Here is a 21,689-nt window from a genome sequence, read left to right on the forward strand (position 1 = left end):
GCGCACCCCGCGCCTACAGTTGAAGAATGCGCAACCCCCGCGAACTGTACGAGCTCACCGCCGCAGCCATGGACGTGCCGGCCGGGTTGCCGCTGATCGCCGGCCTGACGGGGTTCGCCGACGCCGGCAGCACGGTCTCGCAGCTGGGCGCGTACCTGCTCGAGAACCTGCCGCATCATGAGCTGCTCGCGCAGTTCGACAACGACATCCTGCTCGACTACCGGGCCCGGCGTCCCACCTTCACCTTCGAGCACGACCACCTCGAGGACTACCGGCCGCCGAAGCTCGCCCTGTACCTCATCGATGACGAGGTCGGGCGCCCGTTCCTCTTCCTGCAGGGCTACGAGCCCGACTTCGAGTGGGAGGCGTTCAGCGCGGCCGTCGTCGGCCTGATCGAGACGCTCGAGGTGTCCAGCACCACGTGGGTGCACGCGATCCCGATGCCCGTGCCGCACACGCGCCCGCTCGCGCTGACCGTGAGCGGCAACAACACCGAGCTGATCGAGCAGCTCTCGGTGTGGCGGCCGCGCACTCAGGCGCCCGCCACGGCGATGCACCTGATCGAGTTCCGGCTCACCGAGCGGCAGCACCTGACCACCGGTCTCGTCGTCCTGGTTCCCCACTACCTCGGCGACACCGAGTACCCGGCCGCCCTGATCGCGGCGCTGCAGGGCATCTCTGCCTCGACCGGTCTCGTGTTCCCCACCGACTTCCTGCGCGACGACGACCGCGACTTCATCGCGAACATCAACGAGCAGGTGCAGGGCAACGCCGAGCTCCAGCGGCTCGTCGGCGCCCTCGAGGAGCGTCACGACACGTATATGCAGGACAACCCCGTGAAGCGGGGGATGGGGGATGCCGGCAGCCTGCCCACCGCCGACGAGATCGCCGCCGAGCTGGAGCAGTTCCTGGCGCACCAGCGCCGTCATGGGCAGGACGACTCAGGCGATAGCCTTGACTGAGTGAGCCGCCGCGGAGCCCTGGTCTATGCGACCGGGCTCGTCGCGTATCTGGTGGCGATCACGCAGCGCACCACGATCGGCGTCGCCGGGGTCAGCGCGACCGAGCGGTTCCATGCGAACGCCGCGATCCTGTCGATGCTCGCGGTGCTGCAGCTCGTGGTCTACGCCGGAGCGCAGATCCCCTTCGGGGTGCTGCTCGACCGGCTGGGGCCGCGGCGCATGATGATCGGCGGCCTCAGCGTGATGGCGATCGGGCAGATCGTCGTCGCGCTGTCGCCGAACGTCGTTGACGCGATCGTCGGCCGCGTGCTCGTCGGCGCGGGCGACGCGACCATCTTCCTCTCGGTCATCCGGCTCGTGAGCTCCTGGTTCCCCGGCCCGCGCGTTCCCATCGCCGTGCAGTGGCTGAGCAACGCGGGTCAGCTCGGCCAGGTGCTCTCGGCCGTGCCGTTCGCAGCGCTCCTGCATGAGCAGGGGTGGACGCCCGCGTTCCTCGCGGCCGCGGGCTTCGTGGTGCTCGGCATCGTGCTCGTGATCGTCCTGGTCGTCGATCGCCCGGCCGATGCGCAGGAGGGGCCGAGGCCCGAGAGCTGGACCCAGTCCCTGCGGCAGCTGGGGGAGAGCCTGCGGCGACCGGGCACCCAGCTCGGCTTCTGGTCGCACTTCGTCACGATGAGCCCGATGACGATGTTCACCCTGATGTGGGGCCTGCCGTATCTGGTCTTCGGTCTCGGCTACCCGCGCTCCCAGGCATCCGTTCTCCTGATCGTGCCCGTGATCGCCGGGATGATCGTCGGCCCCGTGCTGGGCGTGCTCACCGGCCGCCACCCGCTGCGGCGCTCCAACATCGTCCTGTTCGTCGTCGCGGCGATGGCCTTGATCTGGGCCGTCATGCTGCTCTGGCCGGGCAAGCCGCCGTTCGCGGTGGTCGTCACGATGCTCGTGATCGTGGGAATCGGCGGGCCCGGCTCGGCGATCGGCTTCGACTTCGCCCGCACCTCCAACCCGCTGCACGCCCTCGGGTCGGCGAACGGCGTCGTGAACGTCGGCGGCTTCAGCGCGAGCTTCGTGATGATCTACGTCGTCGGCTCGCTGCTCGACCTCGCGAACTCGCACTTCGGGCAGCCGCTGTATTCGCTCGCCTCGTTCCGCGTCGCATTCCTCGTGGTGTTCGTGATCCTGGCCGTCGGGCTGGTCGGCGTCGTGCGCGCCAGGCGCAGAACACGCGCGCGGATGCTGGACGAGGAGGGAATACGCGTGGCCCCGATCTGGGTTGCATTCAATGACGCATGGGCTCGTCGAAAGGCTGCGCGAGGCTGACGCTCGCCACCGCGGGCCTGTGTCATACTTGAACTTCAGGACCCGTTCATGTTCGCGGGGCGCCAGCTGAATGACAGCGACGCCGTCACCACCCGGACTTGACATGGGCCTTTGTAATGTCCGCGAAACGGACGGAAGGTGACGACCATGGCTGCTACGAAGACTGCCGAGCCCGAGACCACCGAGACTGCCACGAAGAAGAAGCCCGCCGCGAAGACCGCAGCCACCGCGAAGAAGACCTCGACCGCGAAGTCCGCCGGCGCCGCAAAGCGCACCAGCACGAAGAAGGCTGCGGCGAACGACGAGGCCGAGAACGAGGAAGAGCTCGACGAGGAGCTCGACGAGGGCGAGGTCGCCGACACCGAGACCGCCGAGGCGGCGCCTGCTGCCGAGGAAGGCGAGGACTCGGAGGAGACCGAGGAGTCCGAAGAGAAGCCGGCCGCTCCCGAGATGACCGAGCCGCTGCCCACGGGCGCGATCGTGCTGCGCGCCGCCGACGAGGACGACGACGTCCCCGTCTACTCGACCACGATCACCGGCGCCACGGCCGACCCGGTGAAGGACTACCTCAAGCAGATCGGCAAGGTCGCGCTGCTCAACGCCGAGCAGGAGGTCGAGCTCGCGATGCGCATCGAGGCCGGCCTGTTCGCCGAGGAGAAGCTCTCGCACATGGACGATAAGGAGAAGCGCACCCAGCTGGGTCGCGAGCTCTCCTGGGTCGCCCGTGACGGCCAGCGCGCCAAGAGCCACCTGCTGGGCGCGAACCTGCGCCTCGTCGTCTCGCTCGCCAAGCGCTACACAGGCCGCGGCATGCAGTTCCTCGACCTCATCCAGGAAGGCAACCTGGGTCTCATCCGCGCCGTGGAGAAGTTCGACTACACCAAGGGCTTCAAGTTCTCGACATATGCCACCTGGTGGATCCGTCAGGCGATCACCCGCGCCATGGCCGACCAGGCCCGCACCATCCGCATCCCGGTGCACATGGTCGAGGTCATCAACAAGCTCGCCCGCGTGCAGCGCCAGATGCTGCAGGACCTGGGCCGCGAGCCCACGCCGGAGGAGCTGAGCCGCGAGCTCGACATGACCCCTGAGAAGGTCGTCGAGGTGCAGAAGTACGGCCGCGAGCCCATCTCGCTGCACACGCCCCTCGGCGAGGACGGCGACAGCGAGTTCGGTGACCTCATCGAGGACACCGAGGCGGTCGTCCCGGCCGACGCGGTGGGCTTCACGATGCTGCAGAAGCAACTCGAGAGCCTGCTCGACTCGCTCTCCGAGCGCGAGGCGGGCGTGATCCGCATGCGCTTCGGCCTCGGCGACGGCCAGCCGAAGACGCTCGACCAGATCGGCGACACCTTCGGCGTGACGCGCGAGCGCATCCGTCAGATCGAGTCCAAGACCATGGCCAAACTGCGTCACCCCTCGCGGTCGCAGTCGCTGCGCGACTACCTGGAGTAGACACAACGGATGGAACTCTTCGCGAACGAGGGCAAGCAGATCGACGTCGTCGTGAACGGCGTCAGCTACCCCCGGCACACGATCAAGACCCGCTTCATCACGCCGAACGAGTCGTATCTCGGCCTCATCGAGCAGTACGTGCTGCCGCACTTCGAGCGCGGCGACGTGCTGTTCTCCGCGTCGAAGATCGTGTCGATCGCGAGCGGTAACGTCATCGACCCCGACACCATTAAGGTCACTCCGCTCGCGCGCTGGCTGTCGTCCAAGGTCGATGCCGACCTGCAGAAGGGCGCAGGGGTGGGCGTTCCGCTCAAGATGCAGTACGCGATCGACACGGTCGGCGTGCCCCGCATCCTGCTCGGCGCCGCCGCGGCCGTGATCGGCAAGGTCATCTTCCGCCGGAAGGGCTGGTTCTACGTCGTCACGGGCCCGAAGGTCGTGGGCATCGACGGCCTGGGCGACGACTACGGCGACCCCGACGAGTTCCACCGCCAGGGCATCCCGCTGCCCGACAACGCGCAGGAGCTCTCCGACGAGGTGCTCGTCAAGCTCGGCATCCCGCTCGTCATCACCGACATCAACGACTTCGGCGGCAGCATCCTCGCCATCTCCAAGTCGCTGCTGGCGCAGAAGACGAAGAACGAGCTGCACGACCTCGTGCGCGACAACCCCTTCGGCCAGGGCCACCAGCAGACCCCGTTCGTGCTGGTCAAGGGAGTGTTTGCATGAGCGCGAGGGATGCCTTTGCATTCCTCGTCGGCAAGGCAGCGCTGACCGGCCTGCGCGCGATCGGCCGGCCCGGCTACCACATTCCGGGCGCCCTGGCCTATCGCATCTCGCCGTCGGTGCTGCAGTACATCCGCAAGCCGGCCGAGGTCGTCTTCATCACGGGCACCAACGGGAAGTCCACGACGACCTCGCTCGTGCAGCAGGTGCTCGCCGCCTCGGGCAAGAAGGTGGCGTACAACACCGAGTCGAACAACCAGCCGGGCATCGTCGCGAGCCTGCTGCGCTACACGAGCGTCTTCAACCGCTCGAAGGCCGACGTGCTCGTGCTCGAGGTCGCCGAAGAGGCGCTCTCGAAGATCGTGCCCGTCATCCACCCGCAGCACCTGCTGCTCACCAACGTCCAGAAGGACGTGCCGCAGGTCAACCAGAGCCCCAACTACATCCGCGACCGCATCTCCGAGATCATCACCGCCGACATGGCGCTGATCGTCAACAACGACGACCCCGACGTCTCGTCGATCGGCGCGAAGTGGCAGAACGTGCGCAGCTACGGCATCGCCCGGAATCCGTACACGCTCGAACCCGAGACCGGCCGCTACGCCATTGCGCGCCCGTGCCCGGTCTGCTCGGGCAAGCTCGTCTTCGACTCCCTCAACATGCCGAGCATCGGGCGCTTCCACTGCACGAAATGCGGCTTCGCGTCGAAGCCCGTGCCCGACTACCAGGCCGACGGCTTCGACCTCGAGGCGGGAACGATCACCATCGGCGGCCGTGACTTCCCGATGCACTACAAGGCGGCGCATTTCGCCTACGACTACCTGCTCGCGTACGCCTACGCCACGGAGCTCGGGATCTCCGCCGAGGTGATCGCGCGCGCCTTCGACTCCTTCGTCAACATCCAGGGGCGCCTCGAGGACATCGCGACGGCAGGCAAGACCGTGCACTACGCGCGCTTCAAGCAGGAGACGCCCGACACGCTCGCGCTCGCGATCGAGAACATCCGTCGCGACCCGAAACCCAAGACCGTGATCGCCGCGCTCAACATCGTCGAGAACGCGTGGGGCCCCGCCACCGCGAACACCGCGTACGGCTTCGACGTCGACTTCTCGCGCCTCGCCGACGCGAACGTGGAGAAGTTCCTCTGCGTGGGCCACGTCGTCGCCTACGACACCGCGAACATCCTGCGCTACGCGGGCGTGCCGCGCGAGAAGCTCGTCGTGCTCGACACCGATGACCCCGCCGAGATCGCGAAGCTGCTGCGCGCCGAGACCTCGAAGGACGTCTACCTGCTGACGTGGCTGCACCACTACCAGGACATCCGGAAGGCGATGAGCAATGAATGACACCGCCCGCCCGACCTTGACCGTGAACTGGATGTTCCCCGACCAGCTCTGGCTGAACGGCGACCGCGGCAACCTCATGGCCCTCGACCGCCTGGGGGAGCAGCTCGGCTTCGACGTCGTGCTCAACCGCATCGAAGACGTCTCGCAGCCGATTCCCGCCGACCTCGCGGTCTTCGGCTCGGGCGACCTCGACGTGCTGACGGCGCTCGCGGCCGACGGCGAGGCGCTGCGCTCTTTCCTGGCATCCGTTCGCCGCATCGTCGTCTTCGGCACGACCATCGCCCTGTTCACCCGCACCACCGCACGGGTGACCCATCCGGGCTTCAACGGGCTCGGGCTGCTGCCGGCCGATGCGGTCGAGCGGCCGACCGACGGCCATGTGTACGGTGATGATTTCCTGATCGAGTACGCGCCGGGCACCGCCCACCCCGTCGCCGCCGGCATCTACGTCAAGACGATCGCAGTGACGACGGATGCCGGGGTGGAGCCGTTCGCGAAGGTGCTGTTCGGCCTCGACAACACGGCGAAGCTGACGAACACCGGCTTCGACGGCGCCCGCCACGACAAGCTCGTGTGGACGAACCTGCTCGGCCCCGCCTTCGTGCGCAACCCGTGGCTCGCCCGCTCGCTCGTGGAGGAGCTGCTCGGGCCGCTGCCGGGGGACCTCGAGGGCGAATGGGACCTCGAGAAGGCATCCCTCGACGCCGTCCGGAAGTTCATCGCGGCCAAGTAGCGCCGAACAGGACAGAACAGAGAAGGGGCCAGGCTTCCGCCTGGCCCCTCACGTCTCTTCCGGTGGCTTACGCGCGCGTGTCCTCGAGGAGTCGTGCCGACTCGTCGTGCCAGCTCTCGGCGATCGCCTCGAGCTTCTGCTGGTGCTTCTTCGCGTGGTGCGCACAGAACAGCAGCTCGGTGCCGTTCACCGTGGCGCGCACATACGCCTGAGCGCCACATGCGTCACAGCGGTCGGCCGCGGTCAGCTGCGGCTCTGCCCGGAGGTCGTCGGTCGGTGTGGTGTTGAGCGACATTACGAGTACCTCCTACGTATCGAACCGCTTGTCGTTGTACCCAGTGAAACACGCTCTGCTGACAATTCCTGCCTTGAGCCGCGCATTTCGCTCGCGGCGTACGGCGGCCCCGACAGGGTGTCGTCAGTCTGATGGGTCATGCGGTTCGTAGTCTTGAACACGTGGGAAGTGCCGATTATTCTGCGAGACACCTGTCCGTCCTCGAGGGCCTCGAGGCGGTGCGCAAGCGCCCGGGCATGTACATCGGCTCGACCGACGAGCGCGGCCTCATGCACTGCCTGTGGGAGATCATCGACAACTCCGTCGACGAGGCGCTCGCGGGGCACGGCGACGAGATCGAGGTCGTGCTGCACCCGGACGACAGCGTAGAGGTGCGTGATCGCGCGCGCGGCATCCCGGTCGACATCGAGCCCAAGACCGGGCTCTCGGGCGTCGAGGTCGTCTTCACGAAGCTGCACGCGGGCGGCAAGTTCGGCGGAGGTTCCTACTCTGCCTCAGGCGGCTTGCACGGCGTCGGCGCCTCGGTGGTGAACGCGCTGAGCGAGCGCCTCGACGTCGAGGTCGACCGCGACGGCAAGACCTGGGCGATGAGCTTCCACCGCGGCGAGCCGGGCGTCTTCGACGACAAAGGCAAGCCGCCGACCCCCGACGCGCCGTTCACGCCCTTCGTCAAGAACAGCGAGCTGCGCGTCGCGGGCAAGGTCGCGAAGGGCAAGACGGGTACCCGCATCCGTTATTGGGCCGACCGGCAGATCTTCGCACCGCAAGCCTCCTTCCAGCCTGACGGGCTCATCGCCCGCGCCCGCCAGACCGCGTTCCTCGTTCCGGGGCTGCGCATCGTCATCGACGACCGGCGCAGCGCGGAGGGGGAGAAGGCGGAGTTCCACTTCGACGGCGGCATCTCGCAGTTCGCCGACTACCTCGCGCCCGACGCGGCGGTCACCGATACCTGGCGCATCACCGGCGAGGGGCACTTCACCGAGACGGTCCCGGTGCTGGGCGAGAACGGCAACATGGTGCCGACCGAGGTCAAGCGCACGTGCGAGGTCGACATCGCGATGCGCTGGGGAACCGGCTACGAGACCGTGATGAAGAGCTTCGTCAACATCATCGCGACGCCGAAGGGCGGCAGCCACCAGACCGGCTTCGAGCAGGGGCTGATGAAGTTCTTCCGCGCCCAATTCGAGCAGAACGCGCGCCGCCTCAAGATCTCCGCCAACGAGAAGCTCGAGAAGGACGACCTGCTCGCCGGCCTGACCGCCGTGCTCACCGTGCGCCTGCCCGAGCCGCAGTTCGAGGGCCAGACGAAGGAGGTGCTCGGCACTCCTGCCGTGCGCAACATCGTCGCCAATGTGCTCGCCAAGGGACTCGGCGAGCGGTTCGGCTCCACCAAGCGGGACGACAAGGCGCAGGCATCCGTTCTGCTCGACAAGCTCGTCGCCGAGATGAAGTCGCGCATCTCCGCGCGCGCCCATAAGGAGACGCAGCGCCGCAAGAACGCGCTGGAGTCGTCGACGCTGCCTGCGAAACTGGTCGACTGCCGCTCGACGGACGTCGCGCAGACCGAGCTGTTCATCGTCGAGGGCGACTCGGCCCTCGGCACGGCGCGGCGCGGGCGCGACAGCGAGTACCAGGCGCTGCTGCCGATCCGCGGGAAGATCCTCAACGTGCAGCGGGCATCCATCTCGGACATGCTGTCGAACGCCGAGTGCGCGGCCATCATCCAGGTGATCGGCGCGGGCTCAGGCCGCACCTTCGACCTCGACGCGGCGCGCTATGGCAAGGTCATCATCATGTCAGACGCCGACGTCGACGGCGCGCACATCCGCACCCTGCTGCTGACGCTGTTCTTCCGCTACATGCGGCCGATGGTCGAGCAGGGGCGCGTGTTCGCCGCCGTGCCGCCGCTGCACCGGGTGCAGACCGTGGGCCGCGGCTCGCGCGCGTCGGAGACGATCTACACCTACTCCGAGAAGGAGCTGCACGCCGTGCTCGCCGACCTCAAGAAGCGCAACATCGGGTGGAAAGACCCGATCCAGCGCTACAAGGGGCTAGGCGAGATGGACGCCGACCAGCTCGCATCGACGACGATGGACCGGGCGCATCGGATGCTGCGCCGCGTGCGCGTCTCGGACGCCGAGCAGGCCGCGAAGGTGTTCGAGATGCTCATGGGCAACGAGGTCGCGCCTCGCAAGGAGTTCATCATCGCGGGCTCCGACCAGCTCTCCCGCGACCGTATCGACGCGTAGGCGCCGTTCCTTCGGGAAGGGACTCGGCGCTCGCGTCGGCATGTCGCGCACGACACGCCGGGAGCGTGTCGAAATCCCTTCCCTTAGAAGAGCGCTTCGGGGTCGGACGCCTCTCCAGCCGAAACCGGCAGCCGCTCAGCCCCCACCGCCGCGCCGACGCTCGCCACGACGTTGTCGAGCGGGACACCGCTCGCGTCGCGCTTCGCGAGCGTCTCGGGCAGCTCGCGCGCCGCGCCGTCGGAGGCCACCGCGCGCGCAGGCTGCGGGCCGACCCAGGCGAGCGAGAGCATGCCCTCGCCCTTGAGGAACGCGTGCGCGCGCACGCCGCCGGTCGCGCGCCCCTTGCCCGGGAACTCGCCGAAGGCGGACACCTTGCCGCGGCCGGGGTCGGTGCCGGGCAACGTCGCGAGCGGCACCGAGACCGTGACGACGACGTTCTCTGCAGCGGGGTCGACGACGAAGAATCCGATCGCCTTCGCCTCTGCGCCGAGGTTGATCCCTGCCATGCCGCCCGCCGCCGCACCCTGAGGGCGCACGGCGGAGGCGGAGAAGTGCAGCAGCTGGGCGTCCGACGCGACGAAGACGAGCTCGCGGTCGTCCGCCGCATGGGCGACGCCGACGAGCTCGTCGCCGGCCTTGAGACCGATGATCTCGACGTCGGGCCGGTTCGGCCAGCTGCCCGGCGCGACCCGCTTCACGACGCCCTGCGCGGTGCCGAGGGCGATCGGCGCGGCGTCCGCAGCGAGCGACACGAGGCCGAGCACGCGCTCGCTCTTGCCGAGTCCTCCGAGGTATTCCGCGATGCGCGCGCCCGCCGCCAGGTGGATCGAGTTCACCGGCACGACCGGCAGGTCGACGGGGGAGAAGCGGATGAGGCGGCCGTGGTTCGTGACGGCGCCGATCTCGGCCCGTGCGGTCGTCACGAGGGTCGACAGGAGCGCGTCGTGCTTCGAGCGGCGCGGCGCCAGCGCGGGTGCCGGCGCGCCCTCTGCCAGGTCGACGCGCACGGTGCGGCCGGTCGTCGACAGGTAGACGAGGGCGGGGGAGTCCGCGATCTCGAGTGCGGGGCCCGAGAAGGTCGCTGACTTCTTCGAGCCGACCGCGGCGATCGAGGGCTTCGCCTCGGTGAGCAGGGTGCGACGCGGGGTGCCGAAGCGCTCTGCGACGTCATCGAGCTCATCGGCGACGACGCCGCGGATGCGGGCCGGCGACGCGAGGATCGCCTCGAGCTCGGCGATCTCGGCCTCCAGCTGGGCCTTCTCGGTCTCGAGCTCGATGCGGCTGAACTTGGTGAGCCGCCTGAGGCGCAGCTCGAGGATGTACTCGGCCTGCAGCTGGGACAGGTCGAAGACGCTCTGCAGGCGGGCGGATGCCTCGGCGGAGTCGTCAGAGGTCCTGATGACCTGGATCACCTCGTCGATGTCGAGGATCGCGATCAGCAGGCCCTCGACGAGGTGCAGGCGCTCCTGTCGGCGCGCCAGGCGGAAGCGGGAGCGCCGGGTGACGACCTCGATGCGGTGGTCTAGATAGACGCGCAGCAGCTCGCGCAGGCCGAGGGTCTGCGGACCGCCGTCGACGAGGGCGACGTTGTTGATCGCGAAGCCGTCTTCGAGCGGCGTGTGCTTGTAGAGCTGCTCGAGCACCGCCTCGGGGTTGAACCCCGTCTTGATGCCGATGACGAGGCGCAGGCCGTGCTGCCGGTCGGTGAGGTCGGTGACGTCGGAGATGCCCTGCAGCTTCTTGCTGCTGACGCCGTCCTTGATGCGGTCGATGACCTTCTCGGGGCCGACGAGATAGGGCAGCTCGGTGATGACGAGGCCCGTCTTGCGGGCCGTGATCTGCTCGACCCGCACCTTGGCGCGGGTGCGGAAGGTGCCGCGGCCGCTCTCATAGGCCTCGCGGATGCCGGCGAGGCCGACGATCGTGCCACCGCCCGGCAGGTCGGGGCCGGGAACGTAGGCCATGAGGTCGTCGAGCGAGGCATCCGGATTCTCCAGCAGATGCTTCGCGGCCCCCACGACCTCGATCAGGTTGTGCGGCGCCATGTTGGTCGCCATGCCGACCGCGATGCCGCTCGCCCCGTTGACGAGCAGGTTGGGGATCGCCGAGGGGAGCACGGCGGGCTCCTGCTGCGACGAGTCGTAGTTCGGCTGGAAGTCGACGGTGTCCTCGTCGATGTCGGCCGTCATCTCGAGGGAGACGGCCGCGAGCCGCGCCTCCGTGTATCGCGCGGCGGCCGGCCCGTCATCGAGCGAGCCGAAATTGCCGTGGCCGTCGATGAGCGGCACCCGCAGCGTGAAGTCCTGCGCCATGCGCACGAGCGCGTCGTAGATCGCGCCGTCGCCGTGCGGGTGCAGCTTGCCCATCACCTCGCCGGTGACACGCGCGGACTTCACGTGGCCGCGATCGGGGCGCAGCCCCATCTCGCTCATCATGTAGAGGATGCGGCGCTGCACGGGCTTGAGCCCGTCACGCGCATCGGGCAGCGCGCGGGCGTAGATGACCGAGTAGGCGTACTCCAGATACGAGCCCTGCATCTCGGTCGAGACGTCGACGTCTTCGATCCGTTCCACAATGTCGGCGGGGGGAGTGCGATCTGCTGGGCTCATCTGCTCTTTCTGCGTCTCTGGCACACTGAAAGCCATGGCGACTCTACCGAACGCGTATTCGCAATCCGTGAGCCTCGCCGCCGTCCTCGCGAGTTGCTTCGCGGCCGTCGAGCGCGGCGCTCCGCAACTGCCGCTGCCTGCCGTCGACGCCGCTGTCGTGGTGCTCGCCGATGGCCTCGGAGCCCTGCCGCTCAAAGCCCGCGCGGGCCACGCGCGCACGATCGCGCCTCGGCTGAACCGCACGACGACGATCGAGAGCGGATTCCCGACGACGACGGCCGCCGCCCTGGCGACCCTCTGCACCGGCGCCTATCCCGGGCAGCACGGCATCACGGGCTACGAGGTCGTCGACCCCGTCGCCGACCGCGTGTTCAACCACCTGAGCGGGTGGCGCTCAGGCCCGGACCCCGTCGTGTGGCAGCGGGTGCCCACCCTGTTCGAGACGCACGCCGCCGCAGGCATCCGCTCATATCTCGTCGGCAACGGCCGCTATGCGAGCACGCGGCTCACGCAGGCCGTGCACCGCGGCGCGGAATACCTTCCCGCTCGCTCGATCGCCGATCGGATGTCCGCCGCGATCTCGCTCGCCCGCGCTGGTCGCGCGGTGGTGTTCGTCTACGTTCCCGAGCTCGACATGGCGGCCCACCAGTACGGCTGGCAGTCGCCGGAGTGGACGGCGGCCCTCGAGGAGCTGGACGCCGGCATGGCACAGCTCGAGCGCGGCCTCGGCAGGAACCACGGCGCTCTGCTCACGGCGGATCACGGCATGGTCGACATCGCTCCTGCCGGCAAGATCTTCTTCGATCGCGAGCCGGAGCTCGTCGCCGGGGTGCGGCACGTCGCGGGCGATTACCGCTGCGTGCAGCTGCACCTCGAGCCGGGCGCCAGTGCTGGCGATGTCGAGCGACTCGCACAGCTGTGGCACGAGGCCGAGGGCGACCGCGCCTGGATCGCGACGAGGGACGAGGCGATCGCCGCGGGCTGGTTCGGCCCCGACGGTGTGGACGACGAGGTCCTGCCGCGCATCGGCGACATGCTCGTCGCCGCACGCGCGCAGATCGCCTACTACGACGCCCGCAGCACCAACGAGGGCAACTGGTCGATGGTGGGCCAGCACGGCTCGTTCAGTCCCGACGAGGTCAGGGTGCCGCTGATCGGTTTCGGAGCGTTCGCCGCCTAGCGTCAGGCCGAGGTGTCGTCGTCCCCGCGCGCGCCGAAGACGATCTCGTCCCAGCTGGGCATCGACGCGCGGCCGCGCTTCGACGAGCCGCGCACGCCGACCGGGCCGGTCTCGCGCGGCGCGAAGCCGCCCGCGGTCACCGCGATGGGGCCGGAGGGGTGCTCGTCATGCGTCTGGGGCGCCTCGGCTCCGTCTTCGGGTGCCGGCAGCTCGAGCTCGATGGGCTGCGAGTCGCGGGCGGACGCCTCACGCTCACCGCGGCGACGGCGCAGCGCCTCGAGCAGGTCGGCCGTGTTGTGCACGTCGCGGGCCTGGTCGTCGGTGGCGCGCTTGATCGCGCCTGCCGGGATCGTGGGGGCGTGCGACTGCGCCGGCACGGCGGGCGCAGCGGCCGCGGGGGCGGCTTCGGGCCGGCGGGGCTCGACGAACTCGAACTGACCGGAGTCGAAGCGCGATTCGTCCGGCTCGAGGGGAACGGCGCGCAGCCGCGGGATCAAGCCGGCGGGCGGCAGCTCGCCGTGCTGCGACAGCGTGCTCGCCTCGGCGTTGGCCGGCGCGAGATGCGCCTTGCGGGGCTCGTACGTCCAGCGGGCGTCGTGCTCGATGTCGTCGGCGGTGAAGGTGAGCTTGACGACCCATCCGGTCTCGTCCTCGCGCCAGCTCGCCCACCGCTCGCCGCTCGCGCCGAGCGCCGCGAGGCGGTCTCGGATGGCGGTGCCGAAGGTCGCGTTCTCGCTGAGCACGTCGACGTCGGCAGCGATGCGCACCGGCACCGCGAGCGCCTGGGCGACGATGTGCTCGCGCTCGGCGATGATCGGGCCTTCGAAGCGCTGCACGTACTCGAGGGACGCCCCTGTCAGCTCGGCGACGTCCTCAGCCGACAGCCCGCCCCTGATATGCGCCTGGATCTCGCGCGGCGAGATGCGCACCCCGGTGTCCTGCTGTTCGACCTTCAGGCGGCGCAGCTTGGTGAGCGCGACCTCGTCGATCGCAATGCGGTATCGATCGCCGTCGTTGCTCGCGGCGATCATGGCGCCTTCCTCGACGCCGATGACCTTCAATTCCTGCATGAGATCTTCGCCTTCCCCAGCCTCCGGGACTTCGTCAGGATGCCATGCGGAACAGGCGCCGCCCGGGAATAACGCGGGCGTGCCGCGAGTTTCCCCGGGCAGCGTCGGGGTACTACTCGAATCGGTTTGATAATCCCCGATGCGTGATGCAGAATATCGCCGCCGATCATGCTGGTCGGCGGGCAATTTCAGAAGTGGATGGGCATGGCAACCGATTACGACGCGCCAAGGAAGAACGACGACGAATCCGAATCGATCGAGGCGCTGAAGGAGCGGGTTCCGGACAAGACGTCCGCCGTCATCGACGAGGACCCCGACAACCCGGGCAGCTTCGAACTCCAAGGCGCCGACCTCTCCGACATGGACCTCGACGTCGTGGTGCTGCCCCCGCAGGCTGACGAGTTCACGTGCGTCAGCTGCTTCCTCGTGAAGCACCGCTCGCAGCTGGACCACGAGACGAAGCTCGGTCCTGTTTGCATCGAGTGCGCTGCGTAAGTACGCACCCCGAAGATGGACATCGCCCCCGGAATCCCCGGGGGCTTTTCCATGCCTACTTCTCGCCGTTGAGAACGGATGCCAACTCGTGCGGTCGCCGCGTCGACACGATCCAGTACGGCACGGGGTCCGCGGCGTCCAGGATCGGCACCTTGACGATGGGCAGCGAGCCGCGCAGCAACAGCCAGGCGCGCGCGTCGAGTCGCCGGCCGCGCTCGAGGCTCGCCTCGGCGCCGCTGAACGACTCGACACGGCCGATGTACTCGCGCTCGATGTTCGCCCGCCCCGCCCGGAACTCCTCGCTCGTCACCTCGAGCACGGGGGAGAAGCCGATCAGGAGCGCGACGATCACCCCGTACATCACGATCGCGAGGACGATGCCGACGGTCCGGTTGATCGGCCAGAAGATGCCGAGGCACGCCGGCATGATCAGGGCGGTGGCCACGAACAACCAGGGGGCGGCGTACAGCCGCTCGCGGAACAGCGTCATGATGCCATCCCACCACGAGAAGCCCTGCAAGCTTTCTGCACTAACCTCGTCACCGTGACTGAGACCGTCGACGTGCCCATCGTCGCGCCCGCCGCTCCCGTCTATGCCCACCCCGGCGATGCCGGCGCGGACCTCGTGTCGACGGAGGCCGTCCGCATCGAGCCCGGCCGGCGGGTCACCGTCGGCACCGGTGTCGCGGTGGCGCTGCCGGAGGGCTACGCCGGCTTCGTGGTTCCGCGCAGCGGCCTGGCCGCACGCCACGGCATCACGATCGTCAACGCACCGGGAACCGTGGACGCCGGTTATCGGGGCGAGATCAAGGTCACCCTGCTGAACACGGACTCATCGGAGCCCTACGACGTCGCCGTCGGCGACCGCATCGCCCAGCTCGTGCTCGTACCGGTAGCCCGGGCAGTATTCCTCCCCGTCGACGCGCTGCCCGACAGCGTGCGCGGCACGGGTGGTTTCGGGTCGACGGGGTACTCGAACGAGCAAGCCGGCGAACAGACACAGACCACTACGGGAGAGCGCGCGTGAGCGACATCGATCCGATCGAATACGAGAAGTCCTTCCCGGAGGACCGCGACACCGAGGGCCCTCTCGACGATGCCGAGGCCAACCCGGTGCGGCCGTACATCGACCTCGGCGGCGTCAAGGTGCTGCCGCGCGAGGGACTGCACCTGCGCCTCGAGATCGAGGAGGAGAGCCAGCGGGTCGTCGCCGTCAGCCTCGACTACGCCGGCTCGACCCTGCAGGTCCAGCCGTTCGCCTCGCCGCGCTCGAGCGGCCTGTGGCACGAGATCCGCGGCCAGATCGCCGAGCAGGTGACGGCGCAGGGCGGCCGCGTGACCGAGCGCGACGGCGTGTTCGGGCCGGAACTCGTCGCCGAGGTGCCCGTCGCCGGCGGCGTCCCCGGCGAGACCCGCATCGCGCGCTTCATCGGCGTCGACGGCCCGCGCTGGTTCCTGCGCGGCGTGATCTCCGGCGACGGCGCGATCAAGCCCGAGGCCGGCGAGGCCATTGAGGACCTGTTCCGCAGCATCGTGGTCGTGCGCGGCTCCGTGCCGATGCCGCCGCGCGACCTCATCCCCCTCAAGATGCCGCCCACGCCGGCCGCCCCGAGCGCGTGATGACCGACGCCGACGAGCCGAAGGGCGAGAAGGACGCCCCGGCCGACGACGCCCTGAGCAGGACCCTCGGCGCTGCGGCCGCCAAGAACACCGGGCTCGGAGCGCTCGCGAGCGAGCAGGCGCCGAGCGGCGACGCCCTGCTCAAGGCGATGGGCGGTGTGCGCGGGGTCTGCGAGGCCGTGCTGCCGGGCCTCGCCTTCATCGTGCTCTACACGGTGCTCATCACGCCGCTGCCCGACTCCGCAGTGCCGGTCGCGCTGGGGGCATCCGTTCTCATCGCCCTCGTCTTCACGGTCTGGCGTGTGATCGCCAAAGAGAACGTGACCCAGGCCGTCGCCGGGCTGATCGGCGTCGGCGCGAGCGCGATCCTCGCGATCGCGACGAACCGCCCCGTGAACAACTTCGCGCTCGGGCTCGGCATCGACGCCCTCTACGGCGTCGCGTTCCTCGTGTCGGTGCTGGTGCGCTGGCCGATCATCGGCATCGCCGTCGGCTATCTGTACGGCGAGGGCGTCGCCTGGCGGAAGCACCGCGCGACCTACCGCGTGGCGGTGATCTCGACGCTGCTGTGGCTCGCGCTCTTCGTCGCCCGGCTCGTCGTGCAGGTGCCGCTGTTCCTTGCGGGCAACACCGCCGCCCTCGCCATCGCGCATCTCGTCATGGGCGTGCCGCTCTACGTGCCCGTGCTGCTCGTCACCTGGCTGTTGGTGCGCGACGTGTACGCTCGCAAAAACGACCAGCAGGCGTAGCGGCGCTGCTACAGTTATCTCGACGTCAAGATAAATTCATCAGATCGCCAAGGAGGCCGACCCCGTGTCAGCAGTCAACAGCTTCGGCGCGAAATCCACGCTCTCGGTCGGGGGCACCGACTACGAGATCTTTCGTGTCGACAGCGTAACCGGGTACGAGAAACTCCCGTTCAGCCTCAAGATCCTGCTTGAGAACCTGCTTCGCACCGAAGACGGCGCGAACGTCACGGCCGAGCAGATCACGGCCCTCGGCAGCTGGGTTCCAACGGCGGAGCCCGACACCGAGATCCAGTTCACGCCCGCCCGCGTCGTCATGCAGGACTTCACCGGCGTGCCCTGCATCGTCGACCTCGCCACCATGCGCGAAGCGGTCGCGGCCCTCGGCGGCGACCCGAAGAAGATCAACCCGCTCGCACCGGCCGAGCTCGTCATCGACCACTCCGTCATCGCCGACCTGTTCGGCCAGGCGGACGCGTTCGAGCGCAACGTCGAGATCGAGTACGAGCGCAACGGCGAGCGGTACCAGTTCCTGCGCTGGGGCCAGACGGCCTTCGACGACTTCAAGGTCGTGCCGCCCGGCACCGGCATCGTGCACCAGGTGAACATCGAACACCTCGCCCGGGTCACCTACACCCGCGAGGTCGGCGGCGTGCTGCGCGCCTACCCCGACACGCTCGTCGGCACCGACTCGCACACCACCATGGTCAACGGCCTCGGCGTGCTGGGCTGGGGCGTCGGCGGCATCGAGGCGGAGGCCGCCATGCTCGGCCAGCCCGTCTCGATGCTCATCCCCAAGGTGGTCGGCTTCAAGCTGACCGGCTCGATCCCGACCGGCGTGACCGCGACCGACGTCGTGCTCACGATCACCGACCTGCTGCGCAAGCACGGCGTCGTGGGCAAGTTCGTCGAGTTCTACGGCGAGGGCGTCGGCGCCGTGCCGCTCGCGAACCGCGCCACGATCGGCAACATGAGCCCCGAGTTCGGCTCGACCGCCGCGATCTTCCCGATCGACGACGTGACGCTCGACTACCTGCGTCTCACCGGCCGCCCCGAGGAGCAGGTCGCCCTCGTCGAGGCGTACTCGAAGCAGCAGCACCTCTGGCACGACCCGTCGCACGAGGCCGAGTACTCGGAGTACCTCGAGCTCGACCTGTCGACCGTCGTGCCCTCGATCGCCGGCCCGAAGCGCCCGCAGGACCGCATCGTGCTGTCCGACGCGAAGTCGCAGTTCGAGAAGGACCTGCCGAACTACGCGGACGCCCTCGATGAGACGGATGTCGACGAGGCCGTGGCCGAGACCTTCCCGGCCTCAGACCCGATCGCGGTCGGCGCGAGCGCCCGCAACGGCGAGGCGCACCACCACACGAGCCACGCGCCGGCGGTGGTCTCCAAGCCCTCGAAGGTGACGCTGGCCGACGGCACGAGCTACACGCTCGACCACGGCGCCGTCACGATCGCGGCGATCACCTCGTGCACCAACACCTCGAACCCGTCGGTGATGCTCGCCGCTGGCCTGCTGGCCCGCAACGCGGTCAAGAAGGGCCTCAAGGCGAAGCCGTGGGTCAAGACCACGCTGGCTCCCGGCTCGCGCGTCGTCACCGAGTACTACGAGAAGGCCGGCCTCACGCAGGACCTCGAGGACCTCGGCTTCTACACGGTCGGCTACGGCTGCACCACGTGCATCGGCAACTCCGGCCCGCTCATCGACGAGGTGTCGCAGGCCGTCAACGACAACGACCTCGCCGTCACCGCGGTGCTCTCCGGCAACCGCAACTTCGAGGGCCGCATCAACCCCGACGTGAAGATGAACTACCTCGCCTCGCCGCCGCTGGTCGTGGCGTACGCGCTGGCCGGGTCGATGAACTTCGACTTCGAGAACGACGCACTGGGCACGGATGCCGAGGGCAACGCCGTCTTCCTCAAGGACATCTGGCCCTCCGCCGACGAGGTGCAGTCGACGATCGACTCATCGATCAACAACGAGATGTTCACCCGCCAGTACGCCTCGGTGTTCGAGGGCGACGACCGCTGGAAGAACCTGCCCACCCCGACCGGCGACGTGTTCGAGTGGGACAGCGAGTCGACCTACGTCCGCAAGCCACCGTACTTCGAGGGCATGACGCTCGAGACGAGCCCCGTCGCCGACATCGCCGGCGCCCGCGTGCTCGCCAAGCTGGGCGACTCGGTCACGACCGACCACATCAGCCCCGCCGGCTCGATCAAGAAGGACTCGCCCGCCGGCCGGTACCTCGACGCCCACGGCGTCGAGTACAAGGACTTCAACTCCTACGGCTCGCGCCGCGGGAACCACGAGGTCATGATCCGCGGCACCTTCGCGAACATCCGGCTCAAGAACCAGCTGCTGGACGGCGTCGAGGGCGGCTACACCCGCGACTTCACGCAGCCTGACGGGCCGCAGTCGTTCATCTACGACGCCTCCGAGAACTACAAGAAGGCCGGCACCCCGCTCGTCATCTTCGGCGGCAAGGAGTACGGCTCGGGCTCGAGCCGCGACTGGGCGGCCAAGGGCACCAACCTGCTCGGCGTCAAGGCGGTCATCACCGAGAGCTTCGAGCGCATCCACCGCTCGAACCTCATCGGCATGGGCGTCGTCCCGCTGCAGTTCCCGGCTGGCGAGTCGGCCGACTCGCTGGGCCTCGACGGCACCGAGGTCGTCTCGATCACGGGCCTGACCCAGCTGAACGAGGGCACCACGCCGAAGACGGTGCACGTCACCGCCGAGCCGAGCGAGCACTCGCCCGCCGGCAAGCAGACCGTCGAGTTCGACGCGGTCGTCCGCATCGACACGCCCGGTGAGGCCGACTACTACCGCAACGGGGGCATCCTGCAGTACGTCCTCCGGAGCCTCGTCTAGCACAAGGGATCGCGCCGCGGTACCGCACGATGCGTGCAGGTGCCGCGGCGTAACCTTTCTTACGATGTCTCTTCTCGACCAGATCCGCAGCCCGCGAGACCTCGACGGTCTGACCGACGAGGAGCTCGTCCGGCTGGCTGCCGAGGTCCGAGAGTTCTTGATCGAGAACGTCTCGAAGACCGGCGGTCACCTCGGCCCGAACCTCGGCGTCGTCGAGCTCACGATCGCGATCCACCGCGTCTTCGAGAGCCCGAAGGACCCGATCGTCTTCGACACGGGCCACCAGTCCTATGTGCACAAGCTGCTCACGGGGCGCCGCGACTTCAGCCGTCTGCGCCAGCGCGGCGGCCTCGCCGGGTACCCGCAGCGCGAGGAATCCGTTCACGACATCGTCGAGTCCTCGCACGCCTCCAGCTCGCTGTCGTGGGCCGACGGCATCAGCCGCGCCTTCACCGTCACCGGCCAGACGGGCCGCCACGTGATCGCCGTCGTCGGCGACGGTGCGCTCACGGGCGGTATGACGTGGGAGGCGCTCAACAACATCACCGACGACAACGACCGCAACCTGGTCATCGTCGTCAACGACAACGGCCGCTCCTACGCGCCCACCATCGGCGGCATGGCGCGCTTCCTCAACGGCGTGCGCACGCAGAAAACGTACCGCGACCTGTACCTCAAGTCGCGCAGCGCGGCCGGCAGGCTCGGTACGCCCGGCTCGGCGCTGTACAGCGGCATGCGCGGCGCGATGCACGGATTCCTCTCGCGGGTCACCGGCAATGAGCAGCTCTACTCGAACCTCGACATCAAATACATCGGGCCGGTCAACGGGCACGACATCGCGGCGATGGAAGAGGCGCTGCGCCAGGCGAAGAACTACGGCGCCCCGGTGATCGTGCACGCGATCACCCAGAAGGGCCGCGGCTACCAGCCCGCGCTCGACGATGAGGCCGACCAGTTCCACGCCGTCGGGCAGATCGACCCGTCGACGGGGCTCTCGCTCGCCGAGGCGGCCAGCACGCCGTCGTGGCCGTCGGTGTTCGCCGACGAGCTGCTGACGCTTGCCGAGCGCGACCCGAAGATCGTCGGCATCACCGCCGCCATGGAGCGCTCCGTGGGCCTGCACAAGCTGGCGGAGCGGTTCCCCGAGCGCGTGCACGACGTCGGCATCGCCGAGCAGCACGCCGTGACGTCGGCCGCCGGCCTTGCCTTCGGTGGCCTGCACCCCGTCGTCGCGCTCTACGCGACGTTCATGAACCGCGCCTTCGACCAGGCTCTGATGGATGTCGCCCTGCACCGAGCCGGTGTCACCTTCGTGCTGCCCAGCTCGGGCATCACCGGGCCGGACGGGCCGAGCCACCACGGCATGTGGGATCTCGCGCTGCTTCAGCTCATCCCCGGAATCCGGCTCGCCGCGCCGCGCGACGCCGCGCGCCTGCGCGAGGAGCTCGCCGAGGCCGTCGCCGTGCAGAACGGGCCGACCGTCGTGCGCTTCCCGAAGGGGAACGTGGGGGAGGACATCCCGGCCCTGCGGCGCCTTTCCGACGGCGTCGATGTCTTGCGCGAGTCCGAGCGCAAAGACGTGCTCTTCGTCGGTGTCGGGCCCTTTGCACGGTTGGCGTTGCAGGCAGCAGAGCTGCTGGAGGCTCAGGGCATCGGTGCGACCGTTGTCGACCCGCGCTGGGTCGTTCCCGTGCCGAAGAGCATCGTCGAGCTCTCCGCCGAGTACCGCATCGTCATCAGCCTCGAGGACGGCATCCGCGTCGGCGGCGTCGGAACCCGGCTGCGACAGGACCTGCGCGCCGCGGGAATCGACACCGCCGTCGACGAGCTGGGTCTGCCCGATGAGTTCATCGCGCACGCGACGCGCGACCAGATCCTGACGGATGCCGGGCTGACCCCCCAGCGCATCGCCCGCGACGTCGTCGCGCAGGTGCTCGGCAGCAAGGTGCCCCGGGCCCGTGCCGCAGAGGACACAGACACCGGGGCACTCGAGCGCCGCAGCTGA

At 68.8% G+C, this 21,689-nt stretch carries 18 protein-coding genes; 14 read left to right on the top strand and 4 right to left on the bottom strand.

Annotated features, from left to right (window positions below):
• Positions 1-26 precede the first annotated feature (26 nt).
• The 6 genes from ABD708_RS06230 (at position 27) to ABD708_RS06255 (ending at position 6,542) form a co-directional block, all read left to right on the top strand.
• A complete protein-coding gene (locus ABD708_RS06230; RefSeq protein ID WP_344752424.1) occupies positions 27-962 on the top strand; it encodes a proteasome assembly chaperone family protein in 936 nt (311 codons plus the stop codon).
• Entirely contained in the window at positions 963-2,282 is a 1,320-nt protein-coding gene (locus ABD708_RS06235) for an MFS transporter (protein WP_344752425.1), read from the top strand. It abuts the gene before it with no gap.
• Positions 2,283-2,429: 147 nt separating this feature from the next.
• Positions 2,430-3,737 (top strand): RNA polymerase sigma factor, encoded by a 1,308-nt coding sequence (locus tag ABD708_RS06240; protein ID WP_344752426.1) that lies wholly within the window; start codon positions 2,430-2,432, stop codon positions 3,735-3,737.
• Positions 3,738-3,746: 9 nt separating this feature from the next.
• On the top strand, positions 3,747-4,466 hold the full coding sequence (locus tag ABD708_RS06245; RefSeq protein WP_344752427.1) for a hypothetical protein: 720 nt from the start codon (positions 3,747-3,749) through the stop codon (positions 4,464-4,466).
• Entirely contained in the window at positions 4,463-5,809 is a 1,347-nt protein-coding gene (locus ABD708_RS06250; RefSeq protein WP_344752428.1) for a MurT ligase domain-containing protein, read from the top strand. The genes ABD708_RS06245 and ABD708_RS06250 overlap by 4 nt, the downstream gene beginning before the upstream one ends.
• Positions 5,802-6,542: a hypothetical protein gene (locus ABD708_RS06255; protein ID WP_344752429.1), complete on the top strand. Its 741-nt coding sequence runs from the start codon at positions 5,802-5,804 to the stop codon at positions 6,540-6,542. Before ABD708_RS06250 ends, ABD708_RS06255 begins: the two co-directional genes overlap by 8 nt.
• 67 nt (positions 6,543-6,609) lie before the next feature.
• Here ABD708_RS06255 and ABD708_RS06260 read toward each other — a convergent pair whose 3' ends face one another.
• Complete coding sequence (locus ABD708_RS06260) at positions 6,610-6,837, bottom strand: DUF7455 domain-containing protein (RefSeq protein ID WP_344752430.1); 228 nt, start codon at positions 6,835-6,837, stop codon at positions 6,610-6,612.
• A 161-nt stretch (positions 6,838-6,998) separates the two neighbouring features.
• Here ABD708_RS06260 and ABD708_RS06265 point away from each other — a divergent pair, with 161 nt between their 5' ends.
• Positions 6,999-9,086 (top strand): DNA gyrase/topoisomerase IV subunit B, encoded by a 2,088-nt coding sequence (locus ABD708_RS06265; RefSeq protein ID WP_344752431.1) that lies wholly within the window; start codon positions 6,999-7,001, stop codon positions 9,084-9,086.
• Between the two features lie 83 nt (positions 9,087-9,169).
• On the opposite strand, the gene ABD708_RS06270 is transcribed toward ABD708_RS06265, so the two are convergent.
• Positions 9,170-11,695: a DNA gyrase/topoisomerase IV subunit A gene (locus ABD708_RS06270; RefSeq protein ID WP_344752432.1), complete on the bottom strand. Its 2,526-nt coding sequence runs from the start codon at positions 11,693-11,695 to the stop codon at positions 9,170-9,172.
• 34 nt (positions 11,696-11,729) lie between these two features.
• On the opposite strand from ABD708_RS06270, the gene ABD708_RS06275 reads away from it, so the two are divergent.
• Positions 11,730-12,875, top strand: coding sequence for an alkaline phosphatase family protein (locus tag ABD708_RS06275; RefSeq protein WP_344752433.1), 1,146 nt, complete (start codon positions 11,730-11,732; stop codon positions 12,873-12,875).
• A gap of 2 nt (positions 12,876-12,877) precedes the next feature.
• Here ABD708_RS06275 and sepH read toward each other — a convergent pair whose 3' ends face one another.
• The gene (gene sepH / locus ABD708_RS06280) at positions 12,878-13,945 is read right to left on the bottom strand and encodes a septation protein SepH (protein ID WP_344752434.1); all 1,068 of its coding nucleotides are present in this window, start codon (positions 13,943-13,945) and stop codon (positions 12,878-12,880) included.
• A 204-nt stretch (positions 13,946-14,149) separates the two neighbouring features.
• Between sepH and ABD708_RS06285 the strand changes: the two genes are divergently transcribed.
• A complete protein-coding gene (locus tag ABD708_RS06285) occupies positions 14,150-14,440 on the top strand; it encodes a DUF4193 domain-containing protein (RefSeq protein WP_344752435.1) in 291 nt (96 codons plus the stop codon).
• A 55-nt stretch (positions 14,441-14,495) separates the two neighbouring features.
• On the opposite strand, the gene ABD708_RS06290 is transcribed toward ABD708_RS06285, so the two are convergent.
• Positions 14,496-14,930: a DUF3093 domain-containing protein gene (locus ABD708_RS06290; RefSeq protein ID WP_344752436.1), complete on the bottom strand. Its 435-nt coding sequence runs from the start codon at positions 14,928-14,930 to the stop codon at positions 14,496-14,498.
• A gap of 54 nt (positions 14,931-14,984) precedes the next feature.
• On the opposite strand from ABD708_RS06290, the gene dut reads away from it, so the two are divergent.
• The 5 genes from dut (at position 14,985) to dxs (ending at position 21,689) form a co-directional block, all read left to right on the top strand.
• A complete protein-coding gene (dut, locus tag ABD708_RS06295; RefSeq protein ID WP_344752437.1) occupies positions 14,985-15,467 on the top strand; it encodes a dUTP diphosphatase in 483 nt (160 codons plus the stop codon).
• Positions 15,464-16,060, top strand: coding sequence for a DUF3710 domain-containing protein (locus ABD708_RS06300; protein ID WP_344752438.1), 597 nt, complete (start codon positions 15,464-15,466; stop codon positions 16,058-16,060). Before dut ends, ABD708_RS06300 begins: the two co-directional genes overlap by 4 nt.
• Complete coding sequence (locus ABD708_RS06305; protein WP_344752439.1) at positions 16,060-16,809, top strand: DUF3159 domain-containing protein; 750 nt, start codon at positions 16,060-16,062, stop codon at positions 16,807-16,809. The genes ABD708_RS06300 and ABD708_RS06305 overlap by 1 nt, the downstream gene beginning before the upstream one ends.
• 64 nt (positions 16,810-16,873) lie before the next feature.
• Positions 16,874-19,684: an aconitate hydratase AcnA gene (gene acnA / locus ABD708_RS06310; protein WP_344752440.1), complete on the top strand. Its 2,811-nt coding sequence runs from the start codon at positions 16,874-16,876 to the stop codon at positions 19,682-19,684.
• A 64-nt stretch (positions 19,685-19,748) separates the two neighbouring features.
• On the top strand, positions 19,749-21,689 hold the full coding sequence (gene dxs, locus ABD708_RS06315; protein WP_344752441.1) for a 1-deoxy-D-xylulose-5-phosphate synthase: 1,941 nt from the start codon (positions 19,749-19,751) through the stop codon (positions 21,687-21,689).

It is taken from the genome of Gryllotalpicola koreensis, from assembly GCF_039538185.1.
Lineage (GTDB): Bacteria > Actinomycetota > Actinomycetes > Actinomycetales > Microbacteriaceae > Gryllotalpicola > Gryllotalpicola koreensis.

Excerpts from the sequence above, each read along its gene's own strand:
- ABD708_RS06305 (WP_344752439.1), top strand. The coding sequence starts at position 16,060 with ATGACCGACGCCGACGAGCCGAAGGGCGAGAAGGACGCCCCGGCCGAC.
- ABD708_RS06245 (WP_344752427.1), top strand. The coding sequence starts at position 3,747 with ATGGAACTCTTCGCGAACGAGGGCAAGCAGATCGACGTCGTCGTGAAC.
- ABD708_RS06260 (WP_344752430.1), bottom strand. The coding sequence starts at position 6,837 with ATGTCGCTCAACACCACACCGACCGACGACCTCCGGGCAGAGCCGCAG.
- ABD708_RS06290 (WP_344752436.1), bottom strand. The coding sequence starts at position 14,930 with ATGACGCTGTTCCGCGAGCGGCTGTACGCCGCCCCCTGGTTGTTCGTG.
- ABD708_RS06255 (WP_344752429.1), top strand. The coding sequence starts at position 5,802 with ATGAATGACACCGCCCGCCCGACCTTGACCGTGAACTGGATGTTCCCC.
- sepH (WP_344752434.1), bottom strand. The coding sequence starts at position 13,945 with ATGCAGGAATTGAAGGTCATCGGCGTCGAGGAAGGCGCCATGATCGCC.
- ABD708_RS06250 (WP_344752428.1), top strand. The coding sequence starts at position 4,463 with ATGAGCGCGAGGGATGCCTTTGCATTCCTCGTCGGCAAGGCAGCGCTG.
- ABD708_RS06285 (WP_344752435.1), top strand. The coding sequence starts at position 14,150 with ATGGCAACCGATTACGACGCGCCAAGGAAGAACGACGACGAATCCGAA.
- ABD708_RS06270 (WP_344752432.1), bottom strand. The coding sequence starts at position 11,695 with ATGAGCCCAGCAGATCGCACTCCCCCCGCCGACATTGTGGAACGGATC.
- dxs (WP_344752441.1), top strand. The coding sequence starts at position 19,749 with ATGTCTCTTCTCGACCAGATCCGCAGCCCGCGAGACCTCGACGGTCTG.
- ABD708_RS06230 (WP_344752424.1), top strand. The coding sequence starts at position 27 with ATGCGCAACCCCCGCGAACTGTACGAGCTCACCGCCGCAGCCATGGAC.
- ABD708_RS06240 (WP_344752426.1), top strand. The coding sequence starts at position 2,430 with ATGGCTGCTACGAAGACTGCCGAGCCCGAGACCACCGAGACTGCCACG.
- ABD708_RS06275 (WP_344752433.1), top strand. The coding sequence starts at position 11,730 with ATGGCGACTCTACCGAACGCGTATTCGCAATCCGTGAGCCTCGCCGCC.